Source organism: Paenibacillus sp. CECT 9249, from assembly GCF_918697855.1.
GTDB lineage: Bacteria > Bacillota > Bacilli > Paenibacillales > Paenibacillaceae > MSJ-34.
In genome coordinates this window covers 1-26,099 of sequence record NZ_CAKKLI010000043.1, presented here as the reverse complement: position 1 = coordinate 26,099, position 26,099 = coordinate 1, and the positions used below count along the sequence as shown (strand labels likewise).

The window sequence follows — 26,099 nt, the reverse complement described above, 5'->3', positions numbered from 1 at the left end:
TACGCTTTCATTATACCATAATTTAAGCCCATTACCATATTATTGGTAATGGGCTTTGCAGTTTCTAGACGAACGCGTCTTCCAATTGTTCCGTGCGCTGGCGGTCGCGCTCCAGAATCGGCTTCAAATACTGGCCCGTGTAGGAGCGTTCGTTCTTCACGACCGTTTCCGGGCTTCCGGTCGCAATGATCGTTCCCCCGCCGCTTCCGCCTTCCGGTCCGAGGTCAATCAAATGATCGGCCGTTTTGATCACATCCAGGTTATGCTCAATGACTAGCACCGTTTCCCCGGAATCGACCAAACGATGCAGCACCTTCAACAATCGATCGATATCGTCGACATGCAAGCCGGTCGTCGGTTCGTCCAAAATGTACATCGTCTTGCCCGTGCTGCGGCGATACAGTTCGGATGCGAGCTTGACCCGCTGCGCTTCGCCGCCCGACAGCGTCGTCGCCGGCTGCCCCAATTTCACGTAGCCTAAACCGACGTCCAGCAGCGTCTGTACTTTGCGGTGAATGCGCGGAATATTTTTGAAAAATTCGCAAGCGTCCTCCACTGTCATTTCCAATATATCGGCAATGCTTTTGCCTTTATATTTCACTTCCAGCGTCTCGCGATTATACCGCTTGCCTTTGCAAACTTCGCATGGGACGTAAACATCAGGCAAAAAGTGCATTTCAATTTTAATAATCCCGTCCCCGCGGCAAGCTTCGCAGCGTCCGCCTTTGACGTTAAAGCTGAACCGGCCTTTCTTGTAGCCGCGAATTTTCGCTTCGTTCGTTGCCGCGAATACGTCGCGGATATCGTCGAACACACCGGTATACGTCGCCGGGTTCGAACGCGGGGTGCGCCCGATGGGCGACTGGTCGATATCGATCACTTTCTCGAGTTGATCGATTCCGATGATTTCTTTATATTGTCCGGGGCGCGTCTTCGCCTTGTTTAAATCGCGCGCCAACGTTTTGTACAAAATCTCGTTCACCAGCGTCGATTTCCCGGAACCGGACACGCCTGTCACCGCCGTAAACACGCCGAGCGGGATTTTCACATTGACGTTGCGCAAGTTGTTCTCCTTCGCGCCTTTGATTTCCAGCCAGCGTCCGTCGTGCGAACGGCGCTTCAGCGGCACCGGAATAAACTTGCGCCCGCTTAAATATTGCCCTGTCAGCGAGTTCGGATCGGCCATGATTTGCTGCGGCGTACCTTGCGAGACGATCTCTCCCCCGTGCATTCCCGCACCGGGTCCCATATCGATAATATAATCGGCCGCGAGCATCGTATCTTCGTCATGCTCGACGACGATTAACGTATTGCCTAAATCCCGCATATGTTCCAAAGCTTTAATCAAACGGTCGTTATCGCGCTGGTGAAGACCGATGCTCGGCTCGTCCAAAATATACAGAACTCCCATCAAGCTCGAACCGATCTGCGTCGCGAGGCGGATCCGCTGCGCTTCGCCGCCCGATAACGTCCCTGCCGCACGGCTTAGCGTTAAATATTCCAACCCGACGTTGACGAGAAAACCTAAACGCCCGTTAATCTCGCGCAAAATCAAATGCGCGATCGTCCGCTCTTTCTCGTTCAAATCCAAGCTGGAGAAGAAGCGCTGCGCTTCGCCGATGGACAAGGATGTCGCATAGGCCATGTTCTTGCCGTTAATCGTAACGGCCAAGCTTTCCTTGCGTAAACGGTCGCCTTTGCAAGTGGAGCAAGGCTTTGCGCTCATATAGGCTTCGATATATTCGCGAATGCCTTCGGAAGCCGTTTCGCGGTACCGGCGTTCCAAGTTGCGCACGATGCCTTCAAACGGCACGAAAGCTTCTTTGCGGTGTCCGAAGTCGTTCTCGTATTTGAAACGAATCTTCTCCCCGCCTGTGCCGAATAGCAGTTTCTTCATCTGTTCCGGCTCCAGCGTTCGAACGGGCACGTCAACAGCGATGCCGTAATGCTCGCATACCGATTTCAAAAATTGCGGGTAATAATTCGAAGTGCTTCCCGCCCACGCCTCGAACGCCCCATCCTCGATCGTCATATCCGTATTCGGAACGAGCAAGTCCGGGTCGACAATCATTTTGACGCCTAACCCGTCGCAATCCGGACATGCTCCGAAAGGGCTGTTGAACGAAAACATCCGCGGCGCCAATTCGTCAATGCTGAATCCGCATATCGGACAAGCCAGATTGGAACTGAACATCAACTCCTCCTGATCGATAATGTCCACGAGCAATTGACCGCCGGACAGCTTCAGCGCCGTTTCGATCGAATCGGCTAAACGAGTTTGAACATCCTCTTTCAGTACGATCCGGTCCACGATCACTTCGATGTTATGCTTTTTATTTTTATCCAGTTCGATTTTCTCGGAAAGCTCCCGGATTTCACCGTCTACACGCACACGTACGAAGCCTTGCTTTTGAATATCGGCGAACAATTTCGCGTGCTCGCCTTTGCGCCCCGATACGAGCGGAGCGAGAATTTGCAGCTTCGTCCGCTCCGGGTACTGCATGATCCGGTCTACCATTTGCTCCACCGTTTGCGATGAGATCTCAATATGATGCTCAGGGCAATGCGGGCGTCCGATTCTTGCGAACAGCAGCCGCAAGTAATCGTAAATTTCCGTTACCGTGCCGACGGTGGAACGCGGATTTCGGCTCGTCGTTTTCTGGTCGATGGAGATGGCCGGGGACAATCCGTCGATCGAATCGACATCCGGCTTCTCCATTTGGCCGAGAAATTGACGCGCGTAAGCGGACAGCGATTCGACGTAACGCCGCTGCCCTTCGGCATATATCGTATCGAACGCAAGCGAGGATTTGCCCGAACCGCTTAATCCCGTTAAGACGACGAAACGGTCGCGCGGAATCGTCACGTCTATGTTTTTCAAATTATGCGCCCTTGCACCTTTAATGACGATACTATCACTTGCCATAGTTTCCCTTCCCCTCAAACCTCTTAAGTTTATATCATCTACGAATTCGATCTTGATCCGTCTATCATCAGTGTTGGCCGATATTGAAAGATTCAAACCGTTCAGAAGCCCGGATCCTTCGCGAAATGCCGCGATTAATCCTGAGCGCGAAGCTCAAGCAGCGCGTCGCGCAGCTCGGCGGCCCGTTCGAATTGCAAATTTTTCGCCGCTTCTTTCATTTCCGCCTCCAGGCGTTCGATCATCAAAGCCCGGTCTTTCTTCGACATTTTCTGTTTGGCGGCGTCCGTCAAATAATCCGCTTTCTGCTCGGCGACCTTCGTCGCCTCAATAACATCGCGCACTTTTTTGCGAATCGTTTGCGGCGTAATGCCATGCTCCTCGTTATACGCGATTTGAATCGAGCGGCGGCGCTCCGTCTCCTTCATCGCCTTATCCATCGATTCCGTCACTTTATCCGCGTACATAATGACATGCCCTTCGGAATTGCGCGCCGCACGGCCGATCGTTTGGATCAACGAGCGTTCCGCGCGCAAAAATCCTTCCTTGTCGGCATCCAAGATCGCCACAAGCGACACTTCCGGCAAGTCCAAGCCTTCGCGCAGCAAGTTGATGCCGATGAGGACATGGAACGTCCCCAAGCGCAAATCGCGCAGAATGGCCATCCGCTCCAACGTCTTGACGTCCGAGTGCAAATACCGGACTTTAATGCCGATTTCCTTCAAATAGTCGGTCAAATCTTCCGCCATTTTCTTCGTAAGCGTCGTGACGAGAACGCGCTCGTCCTTCGCGATCCGGTCGCGAATTTCTCCGATCAAATCGTCGATTTGCCCTTTCGTCGGACGGATCTCCACAACAGGATCGAGCAAGCCCGTCGGGCGGATAATCTGTTCGATCATCGTCGGGCAATGTTCCAGCTCATACGGTCCCGGCGTAGCGGAAACGTATATGATTTGCCCTACCTTTTCCTCGAACTCTTCAAACCGCAGCGGCCTGTTGTCGAGCGCCGACGGCAGACGGAAACCATGCTCTACGAGCACTTCCTTCCGCGCGCGGTCGCCATTGTACATGGCCCGGATTTGCGGCAGCGTGACGTGCGACTCGTCGATGACGACCAGCATATCGTCCGGAAAATAATCAAGCAGCGTGTACGGCGTTGCGCCGCGCTCGCGGAACGTCAGCGGCCCCGAATAGTTCTCGATGCCGGAACAGAATCCCATCTCGGACATCATTTCGATGTCATAACGGGTTCGCTGCTCCAAGCGCTGCGCCTCCAACAGCTTCCCGTTCGCGCGCAGCTCTTCGAGCCGCTCCTCCAGCTCTTTCTCAATATTTTTCAAGGCGACCTTCATCGTTTCTTCCTGCGTAACGAAGTGGGACGCCGGGAATATGGCGATATGCTCCCGTTCGCCGACCAATTCTCCCGTCAATACGTCGATCTCGGTAATGCGCTCGATCTCGTCTCCGAACAGCTCGACGCGAACGGCATGCTCGTCTCTCGACGCCGGGAATATTTCAATGACGTCGCCGCGTACGCGAAACGTACCGCGTATGAAATTGATATCGTTGCGCTGGTACTGAATGTCCACCAGCTTCGATAAAATTTCGTTGCGCGGCTTCTCCATGCCGACGCGAAGCGACAATACCAGGCTTCCGTATTCCTTCGGCGATCCTAAGCCGTAAATGCAAGATACGCTTGCTACGATAATAACATCGCGCCGCTCGAACAACGAACTGGTTGCCGAGTGGCGCAATTTATCGATCTCGTCGTTAATGCTCGAATCCTTCTCGATGTACGTATCCGAGGAAGGGATGTAAGCCTCCGGCTGGTAATAGTCGTAGTAGCTCACGAAATACGAGACCGCGTTATTCGGGAAAAACTCTTTGAATTCGCTGCACAACTGCGCCGCCAACGTTTTATTGTGAGCGATCACCAACGTCGGGCGGTTCAGTTTGGCGATGGTTTGCGCAATCGTAAACGTCTTGCCCGTCCCCGTCGCCCCGAGCAGCGTTTGATGCCTCAGGCCTTGCTTCACGCCTTCCACCAGCTGTCCGATCGCTTTCGGTTGATCCCCTTGCGGAGTATATTCCGATTCGATTTCAAATGACTTCGAACTTACGATAATATCGCTCATTGCGCATACTCCCCAATACCGTGTAGAATATGGTTCTAAACTTTATTTTGCAACTTCCCGATATAACAAAAAGGAAGTTCGTTCCTGACATAAGAATATTTGTTCCCATATATTATACCTTTTTCCGTAAAATGATGCAAATTAAAATATAGCGCCTCATTTCTCATCGTTGAAGACATCGCATCGGAACGGCAATCATAGAAAACGGGAGTGTATTGAAAACATGGATCTCACGACTATTATCGGCATTTTGGCCGGCATCGCGGCATTAATCGGGGGTTTTTTATGGGAAGGGGGAGAGCTTGGCGGACTGTTCGTCGGTACCGCCGCCTTAATCGTGTTCGGCGGCACCTTCGCGGCCGTTATCGTCAGCTTCCCCTGGAGCAGGCTAAGAACCGTGCCGGCGGCGTTGAAGTTCGCCTTTATGCGGCCCCGGGACAACATGGAGCAGTTGATCGAGGATGTGGCGGCGCTCGCTTCCGAATCCCGGCGGCACGGCGTGCTCGCAATCGAGAAGAAGGCCGCCGCGCATCCCAATCCTTTTCTTAGGGAAGGCTTGCTGATGGTTGTCGACGGCACCGATCCGGAACTGGTAAAGCAAATTATGGAGCTGGAAATGGATGCGGCCGAACAAAAGTACGAGAATTATGCCAAAATTTTCGAATCGGCCGGCGGCTACGCGCCGACGATGGGCATTATCGGCACGGTGATGGGACTGATCCACGTCCTCGGCAGCCTAACCGACCCGGGCGCCTTGGGGCCTTCCATTGCCGTCGCGTTTACGGCGACACTGTACGGCGTCGCCAGCGCCAACGTCCTGTACCTGCCGATCGCCTCCAAAATTCGGGCGCGCAGTGCGGAACAATTGCTGCAGATGGAATTGCTGTTTCACGGCGTTCTGTCCGTTCAAGCGGGCGACAATCCGCTGCTCGTCCGCAAGAAGCTGGAATCCTTCCTGGCCGCGGAACATCCCGAGCTCGCGCTGCCGCTGTTAAAGAAAAAGGTGATGACCCATGAGACGCAGGAGTAGAAGAAGGAAAAACGATCCCGGCGGCACGCAGGACCGTTGGCTCATTACATATGCCGATTTGATTACACTGCTTCTCATCTTTTTCGTCGTCATGTTCGCAATGAGCAAGATCGACGCGGATAAATACGACTCGCTCTCGCAGACGCTGCAGCTTACGTTCCGCAACGGCGATTCGTTATTGGACAAAGGAACGTCGATCGCCGGAGAGCCGGACCGCGGCGATCGATCGGAGGTTTCGCAAGCAAACCGGCAAGAAACCGGCTATGTGCCGACAGAGCTTGACCTGGCTTTTCGCAAACAGGAAGAAGATTTGCGGCGATTGAAGCATGTCATTGAAGATTATGTGAAGGAGCACCAATTGGAGCAAATGGTACTCGTCTCCGATACGCCGAAAGGAATCGCCATTCGGCTCAGCGACCAATTCCTGTTCGATCTTGGCAAGGCGGATGTAAAGGCCGACTCTGCGCCGACTTTGGCCAAGCTGGCCAGCCTATTCGCTCAATTGGATACGACGATCAGCATCGAAGGCCATACCGACGATTTGCCGATCCAACCGGGCGGAACCTATACGGACAATTGGGGCTTGTCCGCTGCGCGCGCGCTTTCCGTCCTGCGGCATTTCGTCGACGAGGAGCGGCTTGACGCCAAGCAGTTTCAAATTGCCGGCTATGCCGATACGCACCCGATCGCCCCCAACGATAACGAATCGAACCGGCAGAAAAACCGTCGCGTCGAGATTATCGTTTTAAGAAAACTGATGCAATAAAGAATCAAATCCCCTGCGGCCCGCCAAGGCTTACAGGGGATTTTCCGTTTCGGTTAATCGCGCGTCACGATAAATTCTTTATACTCTTCGTCCCATTTCAACTCCGCTCCGAGCGTCTCTGCCAGGAAGCGAAGCGGAGCGTGAGCGGTGCCGTCGGCATCGACGGTAACCGGCTGGCTCATCGTTTGCGCCGTACCGTTCACATAAACCGTATCCGACCCGATCGTAAACCGGAGCGAAAGCTCTGTGATCGGATCGTCTACGACAACCTGCTTGTATTGAGGAACCCATGTTACATCGGCTTCCAATTGATCCGCGAAAGCCCAGATCGGAACCATCGCCGCGCCGTCAAGCATCGACCACGTCAAATCGTACCAATCGTAATAAAGCTCGTCGTTTTGCGCAATATAGAATTGCTTTTGCGTTACTTTCAAATCGTCCTTTAAGATGCGGTAAACGGTCGAGTCTTTCTCGAAATTGGCGGTCAGCTTGCTGCCGGACGCATACATGCCGAACTGCAGTACGCCGCCTTTCGCGTCAATCGTATCCGCTTGAACGGGTTGATTGATATTCCACGTTTCCGATTCCGCGCGGACGATCACTTTTCCGAACGGAACATCGGCCGCATCAGGCATTGCAATCGTAAAGGCGACATTTTGCTTGCGGATCCGCATTTGATTATCGACGAACAGATCGATATCGAGCGAGGTGTCTTTGCTAAGCACTTGCTTCAGTTCTTTCTCCTGCTCCAGCCACTTTGCCGTCTCCTTGTCGAAATCCGCCAACGCATGATCGAGCGATTCGCGAATCAATTCATATAACATGAGTACGGCGGCCTCTTTATTTTTGATCAAACCGGCGCCGAGCGACGATTCCGAATCTTCGGCTTCCCCGTACAGATCCATCGCCTGGGTCATGATCGGGTAGTATACGTCATACAGCACGCCGATTATTTCTTTTAAACCCGCTTCATCCTTGGCGATGCTTTCGAGCATTTTTTTCACAAGGCCGATCATTTCGTCGCCTTTGATTTCAACATGCAGCTTATGTAAATTCAGGCTTTCCCCGTGTACCTTCTCGGTTACGTTCGTCACGGAAACGACATTCGGATTCGGCAAATGCTTCACCAAGTAGGAAGCGACCGTCGGGGCGGCTTGCCGCATTTGCTCCTGCAATTGCCGATATTGCAGCGCGTAGTCTTCTCCCCATTCGTCTGTCGGCGCGTTCGAGAACGCGATCGGTTTCCGCGCCCCTTCCAGCCATAACAGCATGTCGGATTCGTTCACCGTCATAAGAAACGGAACGGATTGATCCTGATAGTCTATCGAACCTTTTACGGATAAACGGTTGGGATCTTGCACTTTCATATGATCGACAGATAATTTCAACGAATTGATCAAGCGGACCATTTCCGCCTCTTCCCCCGTCAAGACCGTTCCTTCTTTCACTACAAGCTCTATCGAGTAGGATAAGCTCGATTCGGAAGAGGTCGATTTCAAATTGTTTTCGAGCACACGATCGACTGCGAAGCCTCCGACGGATTGGCATCCCGCCAAAATGATCAGCATGCCTGCCAAACCGGCTGCAATCCATTGCCTCCACTTTACTGTTTTCATCGTTTTCACTCACCTTTTCAGAGATAATTCCATTGTGGTAAAAAATCCAACTTCTCGAAAATGAGAAAAGTCGCATCTGCCATAGTACTTTAGAACTGTTTTTCCTTTATTGCAACGTTTCCGTCTCGTCTTGCCGCTTACGGCCGCTTCCCGCGGCAAGCCCTCCGATCTTTACTTTGATCATGCCAAGAAGCGATACTTGCCTCGTTTCCGCATAATAAGCCGCATCCTGATCCGGCGCCAGCACGACGCCAAGCTGGTGATGATCCCCGGCATAAATCGCCCGCTGCAAAAACTTGCTTTCCCCGGCCAGATCGAGCACCTCCAGCTTGCAAAACGCCGAATTCATCCGCAACGCCTGATGCAATTCTTCTTTCGTCCGGACGCGGACTCCATTCACTTTATGAATCGTCTCTCCCGCCCGAATCCCCATGTCTTTTGCCGGTCCGCTTGGCAGGACGGCCAAGATGCGCAGGCCGCGGCTATCGTGGACGAATAGCGGGCTGCGCGCCGCTTCCTCCTTGCCGCTGTACCAGGTCAATCCCTCATGCAGCGCCAATGCGGCGACGGCCGCAACGATCGCCAGCGGACTCCACAGCTCGGCGCCAACAGCCAGAGCCAAGACGACAGCCCCGTATGCCAGCAGACGCGAGGAACTGACGCGCGCTTTCTCTTGCGGCAGTCGCGATTGGGTCATTTCCGAGAAGCCGATGACGACCGGAAATGCGATCATCGCCCAGCCCCCCAGCCAAGCGTCGCCGCCGAAGAACGGGGTCCACGGCAATACCGTACCCGCCGTTTGCGCCGGAATCGTCATAAAGAGCGGAACCGGCCATAATCCTTGCATTTGATAGCCGCCGATCAATTTGCCGCGTTTCCCCGCGAAGAACAGCGGACCGGCAAAACGCGCACCTTGATACCGGACCAGCAGCGCTTCCGCCAGATGAAGCAAAGCGACAAGCGCAAGCAAGGCCGGAATATCCAGTTCCCGAACCGTTTGTACGACAACCCCCAGCCACGCGGGAACGCCGCTCTCCAGCGCCGGAAAAAAGCCGAGAATAAACCGAATGATTCCTAATATTCCGATCGAATACGCCAAGCATAAATAGCGAACCCGGAATAACAGCAGCACCAGCGCGACGGCCCATATGCAAATCATCCCCGCCGGGGACAACGAGATGCCGAGAAACACAAATGCGATCGAGACGGCGATCCCGGCCGCAATGCCTCCGAGCAGCGTTCGCCATATCTGGCTGCTCCAAGCGTGCATCCGGACGTGAAACAGCTTCCGTTCCATCGTCACCTGTCTGCGGTACTGCAAAAAAACGAACAAAATCGCAATATAGAAAAACGGCTGCATCAACATCCGTACAATAGCTTCGGCTATATTTTGAAGCGTTTCAAGCGCAAATTCCATTGTCCCCACTCTCCTATTCCGCGCAAAAAAAAGAAGGTTGAACTTCGCCAACCTTCTACGTATTCGACGCGGACTAGCGGATTTCCTTCCGCAGCACTTCGACCGCTTTATTTAATTGCACATCGCTCTTAGGATCTTCCAGCAGCTTGCGAACCGCATCTTCCAATTTCTCCGCGGTTTCGGAATTGATTACGCCGGTCGCATGGAGACCGTTTTGCCGCTGGAACTTCTCTACGGCCGACTTCGTTTGCTGGCTGAAATATCCGTCCTTGCGTCCCGGCTTCATCCCGAGCGCATCGAGCATAACTTGCGCGTTTTTCACATCGTCGTTATTCATGTCGTAAGCCAAATCCCGCTCTTTGGAAAGACGAACGGCATAGTAGTAATCCGGCGGCTTAATTTCGATGTCCGGCTTGACGCCTTGATGATGGATCCAATTGCCGTCCGGCGTCAACCATTTGGCGATCGTCATTTTCAGCAAGCTTCCGTCCCGCAGTTCCTCCGTATAGCTGACTTGAACCGTTCCTTTGCCGAACGACGTTTCGCCGACGAGCGTTCCGACATGATTTTCCTGCAAGGCGACCGCCAATATTTCCGCCGCGCTCGCGCTTCCTTTATTAATCAACACGGTCACCGGATACGGTTTGGAGCTTCCTTTGGATAACTGTTGCTCCCGCTTCCCTTCGCGGTTTTCCATTTGCAAAATCACTTTGCCTTTCGGCACGAAATGTTCCGCGATTTCGATCAGCACCGGCACGACTCCCCCGGGGTTGTTGCGCACATCGATCACCAGGCCCTTCATGCCTTGCGATTCGAGATTTTTCAATTCCTCGCCGAAGCGCTTCGCCGTCTTCATCGAGAATTGGCTAATTTCGATCAACCCGATCTTATCCGGCAGCATTTGCGCATATACCGTCTCGAGATCGATCTCCTCGCGCACGACGACATATTCGATCGGCTCGGCCACGCCGGCCCGTTTCACTAATATTTTCGCTTTCGTCCCTTTCGGGCCGCGAATTTTCGCGACTGCATCGTTCAGCTTCAGCCCTTCCAGCTTCTCTCCGTTCACGGAGATCAACACGTCCTTGGCCATAATGCCCGCCCGCTCCGCCGGAGAGCCTTTGATCGGCGAGACGACGGTGACTTTGCCGTCCTCAAGCGTCACTTCCGCGCCGATTCCGGTAAAGGCCCCTTCAATGCTGCTCGACGAGAACTCGTCGGCTACTTCTTTATCCATATATACGGAGTAAGGGTCTTGCAGCGAGCTCATCATGCCGTTAATGGCGCCGTCGATCACTTTGGTCCGGTCCACATCGCTATAAAAGCGGCTTTCGATCAGTTTCAGCGTCGTATTGATTTTCTCAAATTCTTGTTTGGTCAAGCCCTCCGCCGCCATGGACGACGCCATTCGCTCGCCTTGATTGGCAAAGATGGGCGTGTTCACCAACGTTACCGTCAACAAGGAGGTCGCAAACATCGTCAGCAGCACAAATACGAATACCGTACGGCCTTTAAATATCACACGGTTCACCGCCTTTTTCTAACAGGGTTATCCGCTCGTTCCCTGCGCAATTCCTCTTTATCATTATAGTATATGTCAAGCTTGTACTGATTATTAAGTTTTTTCCAATGCCAACTTCCGATGACAAGTTCAAATTATAAGTTCAAATATCCAGCCGGGTTCACCGGTTTTTCGTTAATACGCACTTCGAAGTGCAGATGATTGCCTGTCGATACGCCGGTGCTTCCGACTTCGGCGATCTTCTCGCCTTTCTTCACGGATTGGCCGTTCTCGACCTTAATGCCGCCGTTGCGAATATGACCGTACAGCGTCCAGACTCCTTTGCCGTGGTCGATAATGACGGTATTTCCGTAACCGCTCGTTTCCTGCGCGACGATGACCGTGCCGCTTTCGGCCGCGAATATCGATGTGCCTTTCGGAGCGGCGAAATCGATGCCGTTATGCGGCTTGGATTTTTGCCCGGTTACCGGATGGGTGCGCGGACCGAACGGGGAAGAGATGCGTACGAAATCTTGAATCGGCATGCCCAGTTTGCCGCCCTTGTACGTTTTGTTCGATTTTTTGTTTTTATTCTTCTCTTTCTCCAGCGCGGCATATTTCTCCGCCCGCGCCTTGGCCAGCTTCATCACCGCTTGTTCCTGCGCTTCGCTGATTTCTTCGGACTCTTCGATTTTTTGATTTAGGCTGGCGATGGCCACTTCTTTTTTCTTTTCTTTGGCGACCAGGTTCTTTTTCGTGTCTTCCAGCTTCGCATAGAGCACTTTCACTTCTTCCAGGTCTTTCTTAATTTGCTTCTCTTTCTCGACGATTAGTGCTTTGTCGCGCTTATGGGCGGCCAAAATTTCTTTATCCTGGCCGACGATCGTTTGCAGCGTATCGAGCCTGTCCAAAAAATCGGAAAAGCTCGTCGAACTCATCAGTACATCCAGGTAAGACACGAAGCCGTTCATATACATTAACCGAACGCGGGAATCGAGCAACTGTCCGCGCGCGATGACGCGATCCGTCGCTTCTTGCAGCTGCTGTCCCGTCACATGCAACTCGTCGACTTTATCGTCGATTTGCAGCATGACGTTGACCATCTCGTCGCTCACGCTGGAAATTTCCTTCATAATTTGGTTGATTTCCTGCTCGGTCGCGGCTTTTTGCTGTATCGCCTGCTTCTTCGTCGCTTCCGCGTCGTCTTTCGCTTTTTGGGCGTTCTTTATATCTTGTTCGATTTTTTTCAAATCCGCGTTAATCTCGTCAATTTTGGATTTCGCTTCGCTGGACGTCGGGTACAAAACGGCGAACAACAAACCGGCGGCGATAAGCATCGCTGCGATTTTCTTCATTTTCTCTCCTCCCGGTACGAATGTTTATACTTTCAGAAATTTTCGAATCGAAATCGTGCTTCCCCATATTCCGATCAAAACGCCCAAACATAGCATCAGCAACCCGACCTGCATCCACATGTCTTGCAGCGGGACCAGCTTGATCAGCATGAGGCCGAGCTGGTTTTGCGTCGAATCGACCAATCGGTAATAGCCCAGAAACAACAGCCCGATCGTGATAAGCGAACCGATCAATCCGATCAGCGCGCCTTCCACGAAGAACGGCCAGCGAATAAAATGGTTCGTTGCGCCGACGAGCTTCATAATGCCGATTTCCCGGCGCCGCGCCAATATTGTCACTTTGATCGTATTCGAGATCAGGAACATGGCTGTAACGGCCAATCCGGCTACAATGATCAGCCCGATGTTGCGGATCGTATTCGTCACCGCGAACAGCTTCTCGACGGTGCCTTCCCCGTATTTCACCTTCATGATCGGCTCGGCCGTATCCACCTTGTTGATGCCGTTAATTTTCTTGGCGACGAGCGGCACCGTAGTCGGTTCGTATACTTCCACCAGGAACGAATCGGGCAGCGGATTGTTCTCCTCGTTATATCCGTCGAGCAAATCCGCGCCGTCTTCTCCTAAACTTTCGCGAAATAATTCCATTCCTCTCATTTTAGAAATATAGTCGATTTTGCTGACCTCCGGTATATTGCCGATTTCCGTTTTCAATGCTTGTATTTTTTCTGTCGATACGTTTTGCAGATAGACCTGAATTTGTACTTTGCTCTCGATCTGGTCGCTCAAAGCGTTGACGTTAAGCGCCAGTATTACGAACACTCCCAATATAAACAAGGAAATGACGATCGAGCTGATCGAAGCGAACGACATCCACCCGTTGCGGATTACGTTTTTGCTGCCTTCTCGGATGTGACGGGTAAACGTATTAAAGGTCATAACCGTACTCCCCCCGCACTTCGTCGCGCACAATAAGCCCTTGTTCAATCGCAAGAACGCGTTTGCGAAGCGAGTTGACGATATCCTTGTTATGAGTCGCCATCACGATCGTTGTGCCGCGAAAATTAATTTCGTCCAACAGGTTCATAATGCCCCAGGACGTTTCCGGATCGAGGTTCCCTGTCGGCTCGTCGGCGATAATCACCGACGGGTTGTTCACGATCGCCCGGGCGATTGCCACCCGCTGCTGTTCCCCGCCGGATAACTGCGCGGGCAGGCTGCCCGCCTTTCCCTTCAATCCGACAAGGTCCAGCACCTCCACGACACGGCGTTTAATGATGCGGCGCGGCGCCTCGATCGCTTCCATCGCGAACGCGACGTTCTCGTATACCGTCAATTTCGGCAGCAGCCGGAAGTCTTGGAACACAACCCCGATATTCCGCCGTACGAACGGAATTTTCCGCTGCTTCAGCCTGCCGACGTTGAACCCGTTTACCGATATTTGTCCTTTTGTTGGAACTTCTTCTCTATAAATTAATTTCATAAACGTCGATTTGCCGGCTCCCGACGGGCCGACCACATAGACGAATTCGTTACGGTCGATCCGAACGGAAATTCCTCTTAATGCATGTGTGCCGTCCGGGTAGGTTTTCCACACGTCTTGCAGTTCTATCACGTTATCACTCCCATACATAGTTAGCCTTTATATATTCGACATATATTGCTTAATTCCTCTTGCAACCCGACGATTTTCATCAAAATATTTACTGTTTCGTTACAACCTTGTTACTTTTTAGGCCGGGACGAAAGCTTTTCGCATAGCGCGCATATACATGAGGAATGACCTCCGGAAAAAGAAAATCGCACGGATGCCCTTTCGCTTCCGGGCAACTTCTTTGCGCCCCAAAGCCGGCTTTGCAAACGTTCGGAGGTTAGTGACGAGAAGAGCAAAGGGTGAAGCTGATCTTGAAACGGGTCCATTATTTGTTTATCGTTGTCGCGTTCGTCTTTTTGATCGTTGTGGGATTGTGGGGTTGGCTGCATAGCTATGCGTCGCAAAAGACGATCCCGGCCGGCGTCCGGATCGCCAATTGGGAAGTCGGAGGGTTGACGGCGGAGCAATTTGTCGAAAAATTAAACGTTTACGAGGAACGATTTGCGAATAAACAAGTCGTCTTCACGATAAGCGAGCCGAAAACGAAGTCCGAAACGCTTACGTTCAAGCAGTTGGGCGTAACGTTCAATAAAGACGAGCTGCAAAGCGGCATCTTGCGCTTATGGGAAGGAAACACGTGGGAACGCGTCAAATACCGCCACTCGATGCCGCTTCGCTTCGATTTGCGGGTGGCGTGGGATGCAAGCCGGATCAAGTCCGTATTCACCCCGGATTGGGAGCGGCGGACGATGGGCGACGCGGTCGATGCGGTCCGGTGGATTACCGAGGACGACGAGGTGCGCTATGTTCCGGAGCAGTTGGCATACCGTATCGAATGGCCGGAGCTTGAGCGCAATATCGCGGAAATCCTGCCAGCCGATTTTACAATGTTCAACGACATGAATAATAGCAACAAAATTTCGCTGCGCGTGCCTCTCGCCTCAACCCCGCCGGCCATTACGGTCGCCTCGCTCAAGGAGGAAGGGATCGAACGTAAAATCGTCGAATTTACGACGAGCTTTGAAACGAGCGAAGAAGGCCGGTCGCATAATGTGACGTCGGCGGCGCTCACCATTCATGACATGATTCTCGAGCCTGACGAAGTGTTCGATTACGGAAAGGTAATCGCGGAGACGGAGAAAACATACGGCTTCCGCGAAGCGCCGGTGATCTATAACGGCAAGCTCGTGCCGGGGATCGGCGGCGGCATTTGCCAAGTGTCGAGCACGCTGTACAAAGCCGCGCTGCTGTCCGGCCTGGAAATCGTGGAAAGACGGAATCATTCGCTGCCTGTCAGCTATTTGCCGATCGGGCAGGACGCGACCTTCGCGGATGGGTATATCAACTTTCGATTTAAAAATTCGACGGGCAAATCGCTGCTCATCCGCACCTCGGTAGAAAATAAGCGGCTCACGGTCAAGCTGTTCGGGACGCTGCCGGAAGACGTAACCTATGAAGTGAAGTCCGAAACCGTGAAAGTGCTCGATCCACCGGTGAAATACGTGCGCAACACGAGCTTGCCCGCAGGCAAGGAGCAGGTGCTGCAAGCCGGCAAACAAGGCTTTGTCGTCGACACGTACCGCATCGAGCGCAAAGGCGGCAAAGTCGTCGATACGAAGCGCGTGTCGCGGGACACGTATCAGCCTCAGCCGAAGCTCGTCGCCGTCAATGCGGGCGGCGAAGGCGGTTCGGACGGGAAGAAGAACGACGATTCGCAGCGGATCGTGGAAGACGGCATCGGAGGCCCGAATTTTTGAGGCCGGGGGCGTTAGGCCGCTCAACTTTGATGCGTACTCAGATCTCGGCATCGCGCTCAGGTCTCGGGGCATCGCGCTCGGACCCTGACGTGAGGCCCTCGGCATCGCGCTCGGGTCTCGGGCATCGCGCTCGGACCTTGACGTCGCTCTCGGGGCCTCGTCATCGCTCTCGTGCCTCAGTATGCGCTCAGACCCCGAACACCGCGCTCCATTACCCCTGGAATTGGCGTCAGTAACAGTGCGGCGGCTTGAAGCCGGACACAGAATCCTCTATTTCGGGTAAAATGAGCTTTTAAGCAGGTTATGCGGACATACGTTCCGTTATTTGTCGCTAAACGAGTCATTTTAGGCCGATTTGCCACAAATAGAGGATCGTCTGTCCGCCTTTCCGTCCCATATGGAGACAAAACGCAAAATAACGCATTCTCTGTCCGCGAACCAGGCATGCCGCTACATTCCCATGAAACTAGCATTAGAATTGCATTACATTTTCTAGCTGGGTCGGCGCCTCAAAAATATAACGGATTTCCAAGGCCCTATTTTTCAAATTTCAGTCGATTTTTCGGACTTAACGGATTTTCGAACCGTTATCATACCGCGATCGGCCTGAGAAGGTAAAGTTTTGCGATGTTTCGACAAAATAGCGCCCTCAAAACCCGTTAACTTCGCCAAGACGGCGTTTTGATACGCAATAAAGCCTCCAAAATCCGTTAACCTATAGATCATCCTATGCTACCCTCGGCTGGAAAGGCTATAATATGTAACGCCGGTGTGACTCTATTGGATTTTGTCCAATGTTTCTCCGCTCTGCCTACGCTATACAACCTTTTCATTGGAAAATGTACAATGAAATCTTCAAAAAATCGGACAAGGACGCGAAAAGACGAAGTCCATTGGATCATTTCCAATAGCGACCCGCTTTTACCTATAAATCGGCCATTTCAATTGGATGTTTTCCAACGGAGACCCCACAGCAAGCGCAGGAGCCGCTTATAATGAACCCGCCGCAAAAGGAAACCGCCCGATTGCCTCATACATCGGTTCGCGGTTCATATGGGTTTGGTACAGAACCATACTGTCAACGGATTGAACCGAATCGTCCGATACCGGCGTTCCGGATTCGCTCGACAACCCGTCGGGGCGAAACGGCTGCACGCCCCGGTAGCGCCGCGCGAGCGTAATATGCGGGCGGTAAGGGCGATTCTCCGGCTCGAAGCCGTAAGCGCGGCAGGCCTCTTCCACTTGGCGCTGCAAACGGCGGAGCGGCTCCACATCCCCGTTCACGGCAGCCCATAGTACGCGCGGCGAAGAACTCTCGCCGAACGTGCCGAAATGATGCAGCGCAAACCGCAGCGGATCGGTCGCAACGGCAATGCGCATGAGATCGCCGTGCAGCCGCTCGATGACGGCCGGAGCCGTATTGCCCAGAAATTTCAACGTAATATGGTAATCGGACGGATGCACCCACTTTTGAAACGAAAATTCCCGCTTCCGATGCCGGGACCATTCGCTCAAAGCGGCACGCATGTCCTGAGGAACGGGAAGAGCGACAAACACGCGCATTTCTTTCTGATCCATGCAATCATCTCCTATTATCAAACTAAGTTTATACCGGCATAGCGCTCTCGGATCAAGAACGTTTCCGCCATGCGGAATAGAACTCCCCCTCCGCTTCATACTAAGGAAGAGGGGGTGACAAACCGACGATGGCCAAACAACAAGGACATGCCCGCCAAAACACGACGACCCGCACTTCGGACCGGAAAAACAAAAAAGGAAAATAACGGCCTTGCGAAGATTTGCCGCACACCCGGCCGGAAAACAGCCACAAAATAATTGTTGACAATCCTCTGGAAACGGCATTAAAATAACCAAAATAATGGCTGCAAAAACCTTTTCCTCCCATGCCGCGCATCGATCGGCGGAAGGAGCGAATCGGTTTTTTATTTTATATTTTCAGGGAGTGACCGACATGTCAACAAAACCGGCAATTGCACAGGCCGCGCAAGCAGCGCGCCCGCTACAAACCGTCTATCCGATTCTGTTCGCCGTCAGCCTCGTGCATTTGCTGAACGACACGATTCAAGCGGTAGTGCCCGCGATTTTTCCGATCTTGAAAGATTCGCTCGCTCTTACCTTTACGCAAATCGGACTGATCTCGTTCACGATCAACGCCACCGCCTCGGTACTCCAGCCGCTCATCGGGCTCTACACCGACGCTCGTCCCAAACCGTATTTGCTGCCGATCGGGATGCTGTTCACCCTGTTCGGCGTAGCCGCGCTATCGATCGCGCCCAGCTTCTGGATCGTCCTGCTTTCGGTCATGCTGATCGGCATCGGTTCCGCCGTGTTCCACCCGGAATCGTCGCGCGTTTCCTACTTAGCGGCCGGGCCGAAAAAAGGGCTCGCGCAATCGATCTTTCAGTTCGGCGGCAATATCGGCCAGGCGCTCGCGCCGGTTATGGCCGCGCTTTTATTTGTCCGGTTGGGACAGCATGGCGCGATCTGGTTTACGATTGCTGCAGGCGCGGCGATTTTAATCCAGTATTACGTTGCGGGTTGGTACGGCAAGCAGCTCGCCTATTCGCAAGTCAAGAGGAAGAGCGCCGCCGCAAAGCCTGCCGTAACAAGCGGTTTGTCCAAAACGCGCGTCGCGTTCGCCATCACGATTTTGATGCTGCTCGTCTTTTCCAAAAACGTCTATGTCGCAGGCATCACCAATTATTATTCATTTTTTGTGATCGACCATTTCGGCTTATCGATCCAGCAGGCGCAAATGGTATTATTCGCTTTCCTGGCTGCAAACGTCCTTGGGCTCGTGTTCGGGGGAATGCTGGCCGATCGGTACGGCAGACGGAATTTGATCTGGTTTTCCATTCTGGGAACCGCTCCGTTCGCGCTTCTGCTCCCTTATGCGAACTTGGCGTTCTCTATCATCTTGCTCATTTGCGCCGGATTCATTCTCGCCTCTGCCTTTTCGATTATACTCGTCTATGCGCATGAACTGCTGCCGGGCAAAGTCGGCATGGTATCGGGCATTTTCTTCGGCCTGGCGTTCGGCTTGGGAGGGATCGGCGCCGCCGTGCTGGGCAATCTCGCCGACGCGACCAGCATCGGCTTCGTCATGAAATGCTGCTCCTATTTGCCGCTGCTCGGGCTGTTGACGGTACTGCTTCCTTCCGACCGGAAGCTGCGGGAAGCTTCCGCCTCCGCGCCGCAATCTTAAAGAATCATACTCATACTCCTCTTCTCCGGTCCGTTCCGGAGAAGAGCCTCTCCTCAAACGCTAGTAGTTTCGTTTCTCCTTGAATCAACCGCATACCATTCGAATACTGACGATCGGCTTCGATCCGAACATGATGCGCGAAACGCCGAACGCCCCGGAACAGTATGTGCCGGTCATGCTGATGACGATCGGCAAAGCCGACGTTTCGAGCGAAAGACCGCGGGGATATCGCAAACCGACGGGCGAATTCGCTACTTACAACTCTTTTGCTTGAATCCTGCAACTTGACAAATCGGGACGGCTAGCGTTATAACTACTACAATCGTTATTTAGAGAGAAAAGAGGGACCCGAAATGAATCAGAATGCCGCCCCGAAAGCCGTAAGCATGGAAGAAATCATTGTCGCCCATCATGCCCTAAAAAATGTGATCAATAAGACCCCGTTCCAGCGGGACGCCAAATTGTCGGATAAATACGAGTGCAACGTATACTTGAAACGGGAAGATTTGCAAGTCGTCCGATCGTTCAAAATTCGCGGCGCTTATCATTTGATACGCAGCTTGTCGCCGGAAGAACTGAAGCAAGGCATCGTCTGCGCCAGCGCGGGCAATCACGCGCAGGGCGTCGCCTTTTCCTGCAACGCGCTGCAAATTCAGGGAAAAATATTCATGCCGAGCACGACTCCGCGTCAAAAAATTGCCCAGGTGAAAAATTTCGGCGGTTCGTTCGTCGAAGTGATACTGACCGGCGATACGTTTGACGACGCCTATGCCGAAGCGGTGAAAACTTGCGAAACGCATGGCATGAAGTTCGTTCATCCGTTCGACGATCCGAAGATCATTGCCGGCAACGGCACCGTCGGCATGGAAATTATCGAGAAGCTGGACGAGCCTGCGGACTACATCTTCGTGACCGTCGGCGGCGGCGGGCTGGCGTCCGGCGTCGGCACCTACGTGAAAGCCGTCAGCCCGGACACGAAGCTGATCGGCGTCGAGCCCGAAGGTGCCGCGTCCATGAAGGAATCGTTCGCACAGGAATCGATCGTGGCGCTGGACAATATCGATAAGTTCGTGGACGGAGCGGCCGTGAAACGAGTCGGGGATCTCACCTTCCGCATTTGCCGGGAAGTGCTCGACGATATTGTAGCCGTGCCCGAAGGGAAAGTATGTACGACGATTCTCGATCTATATAACGAAAACGCGATTGTCGCCGAACCGGCGGGAGCGTTGACGATCGCCGCGCTAGATATGTACCGCGGCCACATTAAAGGTAAAACGGTCGTCTGTGTCGTCAGCGGAGGCAACAACGATATCGACCGGATGCAGGAAATTAAAGAGCGCTCGCTCATCTACGAAGGCTTGAAGCATTACTTCGTCATCAATTTCCCGCAACGCGCGGGGGCGCTGCGGGAGTTTCTCGACGATGTGCTCGGTCCGAACGACGACATTACCCGGTTCGAATATACGAAGAAGAACGACAAAAACAACGGTCCGGCGCTGGTCGGCATCGAATTGAAGCATAAGGAAGATTACGACGCCTTGATCGAACGGATGAAAAAGAAAGGCGTCCAGTATACCGAGATCAATAACGATCCGGTTCTCTTCAATCTATTGATTTAATCGCAAACGGCGCTCTCGAGCGGCCCGCCGGCCGGCCTAGAGCGCCGTTTCTTCCGCAATCCGATCCCGCAACACGACCGCTTGGTTATGCGCCGCATCCTTCGCGGCATAGACGAGCGTAATCGTCTCCGTCTCCGCCCACGATCGAAGCTGCCGCACCAACTGCCGTTTCTCCGGATCGCCGTCCAGTTCTTGCCTATACCGCTTCCGAAATTCCGCGAACTTCCCGGGATCGTGGCCGAACCAAATTCTTAGTTCCCGGCTCGGTGCGATCTCCTTCATCCATAACGCGAGCCCGGCCCGCTCCTTGCTCATCCCTCTCGGCCAAATCCGGTCCACCAAAATGCGTTTGCCGTCCGCTATGTCCGGCGCATCGTATATTCGTTTTAGATAGATCGGTTTCATATCGGCACTCCTTCACCCCCGCGAATAGAGCAAAGGCGCATATCCTGTCGGATACGCGCCCGCACTATATTACAACAATTCTTTTCTTAAGTCCGCCGCCGATTTCGGCGACAAATATCCGAACGGGATATCGAATACCGTCTTCGCCCCGGACTGCCCTTCGGAGGACAGTTTATAAGCCGCTCTGGCGCAAGCGACGAGAACGCTCGCCGTGAATTCGGGATTGCTGTCCAATTTCAGGCCGAATTCGATAATTTGCGTGTTGTTCGCCCCCGTTTTGCCGCTGCGAAACACAAGCCCCCCGTGCGGCATCGCCGAATGGTTCGCTTTCAGCTCTTCTTCGCTAATAAACGTTACGTTCGTGTCGTATTGGTCGAAATAGTTCGGCATCGATTTAATCTCGTTGGCGATACGCTCCAGATCGGCGCCTTCCTCGGCCACGACGTAGCAATCGCGCAAATGTTTTTGGCGGGTCGTTAATTCAGGCGTCTCTCCCGCTCTGATCTTCCCGACCGCTTCCTCGCTCGGAATCGTGTATTGTACGCCGTGCTTCACCCCTGCCACGCGGCGGATCGCATCGGAATGGCCTTGGCTGACCCCTTTGCCCCAGAACGTGTACTCTTTGCCTTCCGGCAATACCGCTTGCGCCAGCAACCGGTTCAAGGAGAACAAGCCCGGGTCCCAGCCTGTGGAGATGACGCCGATCGTGCCCGCCTTGACCGCCGCTTCGTTCACTTTCTCGAAATATTCCGGAATTTTCGCATGCGTGTCGAAGCTGTCCACCGTATTGAACATCGCCGCAAATTGCGGCCCTTGATCCGGCAAATCCGTAGCCGATCCGCCGCATAAAATCATGACGTCGATTTTTCCTTTATAGTTCTCCGCTTCGGAAATATGCTTCATCAGAGCGTTGCCCGAAACTTCGCTCGGTTGTCTTCTCGTAAAGATCGCTTCCAGTTGAAAATCCGGATTTTGCTTCAGAGCCAGTTCCACCCCGCGTCCCAAATTGCCGTAGCCGACAATGCCGACTTTAATCGTTGCGCCCATCATGTATCCCCCTATTGAAACAAATTATTTATTGACATTCGATACGGTTCATAAAAATTATTATAGCAGTCTCCATCGACATTTCAAAGGGAGCATTCTACAGTTTTTTTGCACTTTTACGCATATAAATGGGTTCGTTTTAGATTGATCGCAACGAAAAAAAACATCTTCCCCGGTATCCGAATGAAGATGTTTTCGCGCTTATGATTCCGCCGTTCTCAGCGTTTCCACCCATTGTAAAATTTCATCAGGCTGATGGACGATCCGCTCCGGCTCCGCCTTCTCGAGCAGGTCGACCGTATCGAAGCCCCACGAGACGGCTGCGATTTTCACGTCGCATTTTTTGCAGGCCGCAATATCTCGATGCTCGTCGCCCACATAAACGATGTCGGCCGGACGCAGCTTCGTTTTTTTCAAAAACTTGTTGATCACCTTGTCTTTTCCGAATAAATTGCTGGAGCAAATAATATCGTCAATCCATTCTTTCATGCCGTTGTTTTGCAGAAATTCTTTAATGTTCTCCTCTGCGTTCGAAGAAATAATAGCGACCTTCAGTCCCCGCCGAATCAATGATTGGATTAAATCCGGAATTCCCGCGAAGAAAGAAAGTTTGCCGATTCTTTGTCGAAAATTCGTTTGAAACTCGACGGCGAGCGAAGGCAATCGATATAACGGAACGCCCAGTCTGCGGCATTTCTCTTTTAACGACATCGAACGCAGTTGCTCGATCTCCTCTTCCTTAATCGGATCGTATCCGTATTTGGCAGCAAGCTCCTGAATCAATTCGATGACAATATTTCTAGAATCGGCTAACGTCCCGTCGAAATCGAAGACAACATACTTCACCACAGGCCTTCCTCCCCTTTCATCATAAAATGTTTGCTGCGGACAAGTACCATTTTAACAGGTTTGCACCGCATCTGGCTACGCCGCATTGTAGCTTTATGGTAAAAAAGATACAATGGAACTACTTCAGAAACATCGGAGGGTTCAGACGGTGATCGTGGAAACATTAAAAGTATATGCTGCCGTTGTAGAGCACAGCCATTTTTCCCGCGCTGCCGAAGCGCTGAATATATCGCAGCCGGGCGTCAGCTTGCATATCCGCAATTTGGAAAACGAGTTCGGCGCGAAGTTGATCCATCGTTCCCCCAAATATGTAAAAGTAACGGAAGCGGGCAATATTTTGTATCAACGTGCAAAACAAATTCTCGCGCTGTACGAAGAAGCCAAGCAGCAGATTCGTTTGCTCCAGGACGTCGTAACGGGCGCGCTGAAAATCGGGGCAAGCTTTACGCTTGGCGAATATATTTTGCCCCGGGTGCTGGCGCAATTTGCCGCTTCGCACCCGCAGGTAGACGTGCAAGTGATTATCGCCAACACGGAACAGATTGCCCAATCGGTTCACCGCGGCGAACTCGATCTCGGCCTTGTCGAAGGCCAAGTGCATTACTCGGATTTGCAAGTAAGTTATTTTATGGAAGACGAAATGATTATGGTCGCTCCGCCGGATCATCCTTTGACGCTGCTGCCGTCGGTTGAAGCCGGGATGCTGCAGGATCAAATATGGATTTTCCGCGAGAGCGGGTCCGGCACAAGGGCGTTTTCCGACCGCGTCCTCGAACAGTTGCAATTGCGCGCGAAGCATTCTTTCATTTTCAGCAGCAATCAAGGCGTCAAGGAAGCGGTCGCTTCGGGACTCGGCATCTCCGTCCTGTCGCATCTCGTTGTAGACAAGGCGCTGGACGCAGGAGAAATATGCCCGATCCGAGTGAAAAGCCGGCGTTTCGTGCGCAATTGCTCGATCGTACAAGCGGCCGAGCCGTCCGAATCGCTGGCGGTCAACGTATTCGCCGATCATTTGGCCGAATTCGCCAAACGACATCAGCCGCGTCCGTAGTATGCGGCGACACGCCGCCAGTCTTCCAAGAAGTACGGCATGAGATTCGGCCTGCGGCGGACGGCGAGAGGGTGATACGAAACCGTAGTCGGAACGCCGCGCACCTCGGTCCACGTTCCGCGAAGCGTTCGCACGTCGGCATCCGGATTTTCCAAATAGGATTGTGCGGCCACATTGCCCAAACAGAGCGCCAGCTGCGGCTTCTTCGCCATTTCCTGCTCTTTCATGTGCTGCATGCAGATCGCGCGCGCTTTCGGCTTATCATATTTTCTTCTCGGGCGGCATTTCAGTACATAAGTCACATACAGGTCGTTCTGCGCAAACCCTGCTTCGTAAGCGGCATATTGCAGCGTTTGTCTGGTGCCGCAGACGTAAGGGTTGCCTTCGCGGTCCTCCCGTTCCCCGGGATTATCCAATATAATCCATATCGGAGCGTCCGGATTGCCTTCTCCCCAAACGACTCGGGAACGTTGACAGGCAAGCTCGCACTTCCGGCAATGGACGGCTTCTGCCGGAGGCGGATCCTCGGGCCAAACGGTCGGTTGAAACAACGGCTTTCGCCTCCTTATGGCAGATCGTGTTAACCGTAGTTTCTCCCGAGGCTACCTTAGATGATCCAACAGCTTTGCCGCGAACTTTTCCAAATATATGCGGTCGGCCTCTTGAAAGCGGCCTTCGATCGGGCTGTCGATATCCAACACTCCAATCACCTTGCCGTCTTTTATTAATGGGACGACGATTTCGGAACGGGATGCGGCGTCGCAGGCGATATGTCCGGGAAACGCATGGACATCGGCCACAACGATCGTCTCGGCCTTGGCCGCCGCCGTTCCGCACACGCCTTTGCCGTAAGGGATACGAACGCAAGCGGGCAAGCCTTGGAACGGACCTAGCACCAATTCGCCGCTATCGTCTTCCGTCAAATAAAAACCGACCCAATTCACTTCGTTTAAAAATTGGTTCAGCAGCGCCGAGGCGTTGGCCAGGTTGGCGATCAGGCTCGTCTCGCCTTCCAGCAACGCGTCCAACTGCCGCAGCAGCGTCTCGTAATTGTCTTCCAAACTGCCTGTATATTGCAACGATTGAAACATTCGATTCACCTCTTCGGTCACGGGTACGTATTCGCAAATGCATTGCTGCTAATCATTATATAGAATGGGAAAGTCGTTGTATATTCATAAATAAAATACGTGTTCAAAAAGTCAACTTGATCAGGAGAGGACTTTTAGAATAACCTCTAAAGGAGATTTTCCAAGTGGATAACATGCCGAAACTGTTAATCATCGCAGGTATTGTCTTGATCGTGATCGGGGCCGTCTGGGCATTTGGCGGCAAATGGCTGCAATTCGGTCGGCTTCCGGGGGACATTGTCGTCGAGAAGGAAAATTTTACATTTTATTTCCCAATCGTGACTTGCATTGTGATTAGCGTTGTCGCTTCGATCGTAATGTACCTGTTTCGATTGTTTAAATAAGAGGACAGCCGATTCCATAATCAGGTTAGCGTCCCCAAAGAGAGCCTCGATTCGTTGGGATAGTTTTGGCGTGGAGAACGTAACGTAGCAGGAAATGAGTAAGGAGTTTCTGTGAAACATACGGAATCAGGGCGAGTCGCCGATTTGTGTATGAAATTTCGTATTAAATCGTGTGACTCGATCCAGGCACCGCACATTCCGTACGATTTTTCACACAAATCCCCCATGGCCTGACGACCATCGCCATAAATGAAAATAGAGTTGCAAACTGTATCCGTTTTTGGGGTAATTAATATGGGCAGATCATAGGTCGAAAGCTTTTTGGTGTATCAAT

The 26,099-nt window shown here is 52.7% G+C and carries 22 protein-coding genes; 8 read left to right on the top strand and 14 right to left on the bottom strand.

Going from position 1 to position 26,099, the window contains the following annotated elements:
• Positions 1 to 64 precede the first annotated feature (64 nt).
• Positions 65 to 2,926 (bottom strand): excinuclease ABC subunit UvrA, encoded by a 2,862-nt coding sequence (gene uvrA / locus LQ229_RS21615; protein WP_216538000.1) that lies wholly within the window; start codon positions 2,924 to 2,926, stop codon positions 65 to 67.
• 134 nt (positions 2,927 to 3,060) lie between these two features.
• Positions 3,061 to 5,058: an excinuclease ABC subunit UvrB gene (uvrB, locus tag LQ229_RS21610; RefSeq protein ID WP_216538001.1), complete on the bottom strand. Its 1,998-nt coding sequence runs from the start codon at positions 5,056 to 5,058 to the stop codon at positions 3,061 to 3,063.
• Between the two features lie 223 nt (positions 5,059 to 5,281).
• Here uvrB and LQ229_RS21605 point away from each other — a divergent pair, with 223 nt between their 5' ends.
• Both LQ229_RS21605 and LQ229_RS21600 read left to right on the top strand, forming a co-directional pair.
• Positions 5,282 to 6,088 carry a flagellar motor protein gene (locus tag LQ229_RS21605; RefSeq protein WP_216538002.1) on the top strand — a complete coding sequence of 269 codons (807 nt, stop codon included), beginning with the start codon at positions 5,282 to 5,284 and terminating at the stop codon, positions 6,086 to 6,088.
• A complete protein-coding gene (locus LQ229_RS21600; RefSeq protein WP_216538003.1) occupies positions 6,072 to 6,854 on the top strand; it encodes a flagellar motor protein MotB in 783 nt (260 codons plus the stop codon). Before LQ229_RS21605 ends, LQ229_RS21600 begins: the two co-directional genes overlap by 17 nt.
• Before the next feature lie 53 nt (positions 6,855 to 6,907).
• Here the strand turns inward: LQ229_RS21600 and LQ229_RS21595 are convergent, their stop codons facing one another.
• The 6 genes from LQ229_RS21595 to ftsE all read right to left on the bottom strand — a co-directional run bounded on the left by LQ229_RS21595 (position 6,908) and on the right by ftsE (position 14,358).
• Complete coding sequence (locus tag LQ229_RS21595; protein ID WP_216538004.1) at positions 6,908 to 8,470, bottom strand: copper amine oxidase N-terminal domain-containing protein; 1,563 nt, start codon at positions 8,468 to 8,470, stop codon at positions 6,908 to 6,910.
• A 106-nt stretch (positions 8,471 to 8,576) separates the two neighbouring features.
• Positions 8,577 to 9,887: a PDZ domain-containing protein gene (locus LQ229_RS21590; RefSeq protein ID WP_216538005.1), complete on the bottom strand. Its 1,311-nt coding sequence runs from the start codon at positions 9,885 to 9,887 to the stop codon at positions 8,577 to 8,579.
• A 73-nt stretch (positions 9,888 to 9,960) separates the two neighbouring features.
• Positions 9,961 to 11,409 (bottom strand): S41 family peptidase, encoded by a 1,449-nt coding sequence (locus tag LQ229_RS21585; RefSeq protein WP_230192888.1) that lies wholly within the window; start codon positions 11,407 to 11,409, stop codon positions 9,961 to 9,963.
• Positions 11,410 to 11,543: 134 nt separating this feature from the next.
• The gene (locus tag LQ229_RS21580) at positions 11,544 to 12,743 is read right to left on the bottom strand and encodes a peptidoglycan DD-metalloendopeptidase family protein (protein ID WP_216538006.1); all 1,200 of its coding nucleotides are present in this window, start codon (positions 12,741 to 12,743) and stop codon (positions 11,544 to 11,546) included.
• Between the two features lie 24 nt (positions 12,744 to 12,767).
• Entirely contained in the window at positions 12,768 to 13,682 is a 915-nt protein-coding gene (gene ftsX / locus LQ229_RS21575; RefSeq protein WP_216538007.1) for a permease-like cell division protein FtsX, read from the bottom strand.
• The gene (ftsE, locus tag LQ229_RS21570) at positions 13,672 to 14,358 is read right to left on the bottom strand and encodes a cell division ATP-binding protein FtsE (RefSeq protein ID WP_216538008.1); all 687 of its coding nucleotides are present in this window, start codon (positions 14,356 to 14,358) and stop codon (positions 13,672 to 13,674) included. The genes ftsX and ftsE overlap by 11 nt, the downstream gene beginning before the upstream one ends.
• A gap of 278 nt (positions 14,359 to 14,636) precedes the next feature.
• Between ftsE and LQ229_RS21565 the strand changes: the two genes are divergently transcribed.
• On the top strand, positions 14,637 to 16,094 hold the full coding sequence (locus LQ229_RS21565) for a VanW family protein (protein ID WP_230192887.1): 1,458 nt from the start codon (positions 14,637 to 14,639) through the stop codon (positions 16,092 to 16,094).
• A 990-nt stretch (positions 16,095 to 17,084) separates the two neighbouring features.
• Here the strand turns inward: LQ229_RS21565 and thpR are convergent.
• Positions 17,085 to 17,672: an RNA 2',3'-cyclic phosphodiesterase gene (thpR, locus tag LQ229_RS21560; protein ID WP_216538009.1), complete on the bottom strand. Its 588-nt coding sequence runs from the start codon at positions 17,670 to 17,672 to the stop codon at positions 17,085 to 17,087.
• 301 nt (positions 17,673 to 17,973) lie between these two features.
• On the opposite strand from thpR, the gene LQ229_RS21555 reads away from it, so the two are divergent.
• The 3 genes from LQ229_RS21555 to ilvA all read left to right on the top strand — a co-directional run bounded on the left by LQ229_RS21555 (position 17,974) and on the right by ilvA (position 20,939).
• Positions 17,974 to 19,320 carry an MFS transporter gene (locus LQ229_RS21555; RefSeq protein ID WP_356711601.1) on the top strand — a complete coding sequence of 449 codons (1,347 nt, stop codon included), beginning with the start codon at positions 17,974 to 17,976 and terminating at the stop codon, positions 19,318 to 19,320.
• A gap of 79 nt (positions 19,321 to 19,399) precedes the next feature.
• The gene (locus tag LQ229_RS21550) at positions 19,400 to 19,594 is read left to right on the top strand and encodes a hypothetical protein (protein WP_230192886.1); all 195 of its coding nucleotides are present in this window, start codon (positions 19,400 to 19,402) and stop codon (positions 19,592 to 19,594) included.
• 79 nt (positions 19,595 to 19,673) lie between these two features.
• Positions 19,674 to 20,939: a threonine ammonia-lyase IlvA gene (gene ilvA, locus LQ229_RS21545; RefSeq protein WP_230192885.1), complete on the top strand. Its 1,266-nt coding sequence runs from the start codon at positions 19,674 to 19,676 to the stop codon at positions 20,937 to 20,939.
• 36 nt (positions 20,940 to 20,975) lie between these two features.
• Here the strand turns inward: ilvA and LQ229_RS21540 are convergent, their stop codons facing one another.
• The 3 genes from LQ229_RS21540 to LQ229_RS21530 all read right to left on the bottom strand — a co-directional run bounded on the left by LQ229_RS21540 (position 20,976) and on the right by LQ229_RS21530 (position 23,240).
• Positions 20,976 to 21,344, bottom strand: coding sequence for a DUF488 family protein (locus tag LQ229_RS21540; protein ID WP_216538013.1), 369 nt, complete (start codon positions 21,342 to 21,344; stop codon positions 20,976 to 20,978).
• 69 nt (positions 21,345 to 21,413) lie between these two features.
• Entirely contained in the window at positions 21,414 to 22,391 is a 978-nt protein-coding gene (locus tag LQ229_RS21535; RefSeq protein ID WP_216538065.1) for a diaminopimelate dehydrogenase, read from the bottom strand.
• A gap of 201 nt (positions 22,392 to 22,592) precedes the next feature.
• Entirely contained in the window at positions 22,593 to 23,240 is a 648-nt protein-coding gene (locus LQ229_RS21530) for an HAD-IA family hydrolase (RefSeq protein WP_216538014.1), read from the bottom strand.
• A 148-nt stretch (positions 23,241 to 23,388) separates the two neighbouring features.
• On the opposite strand from LQ229_RS21530, the gene LQ229_RS21525 reads away from it, so the two are divergent.
• Positions 23,389 to 24,291, top strand: coding sequence for a LysR family transcriptional regulator (locus LQ229_RS21525; protein WP_230192884.1), 903 nt, complete (start codon positions 23,389 to 23,391; stop codon positions 24,289 to 24,291).
• Here the strand turns inward: LQ229_RS21525 and LQ229_RS21520 are convergent.
• Together LQ229_RS21520 and LQ229_RS21515 are read right to left on the bottom strand one after the other, a co-directional pair.
• Complete coding sequence (locus tag LQ229_RS21520) at positions 24,276 to 24,842, bottom strand: uracil-DNA glycosylase (protein ID WP_230192883.1); 567 nt, start codon at positions 24,840 to 24,842, stop codon at positions 24,276 to 24,278. The two genes, LQ229_RS21525 and LQ229_RS21520, sit on opposite strands and share 16 nt — an antisense overlap.
• 51 nt (positions 24,843 to 24,893) lie before the next feature.
• A complete protein-coding gene (locus LQ229_RS21515; RefSeq protein WP_216538017.1) occupies positions 24,894 to 25,382 on the bottom strand; it encodes a GAF domain-containing protein in 489 nt (162 codons plus the stop codon).
• A 164-nt stretch (positions 25,383 to 25,546) separates the two neighbouring features.
• Between LQ229_RS21515 and LQ229_RS21510 the strand changes: the two genes are divergently transcribed.
• Positions 25,547 to 25,765 carry a DUF2905 domain-containing protein gene (locus LQ229_RS21510; protein WP_230192882.1) on the top strand — a complete coding sequence of 73 codons (219 nt, stop codon included), beginning with the start codon at positions 25,547 to 25,549 and terminating at the stop codon, positions 25,763 to 25,765.
• The last annotated feature ends 334 nt before the right edge of the window (positions 25,766 to 26,099 follow it).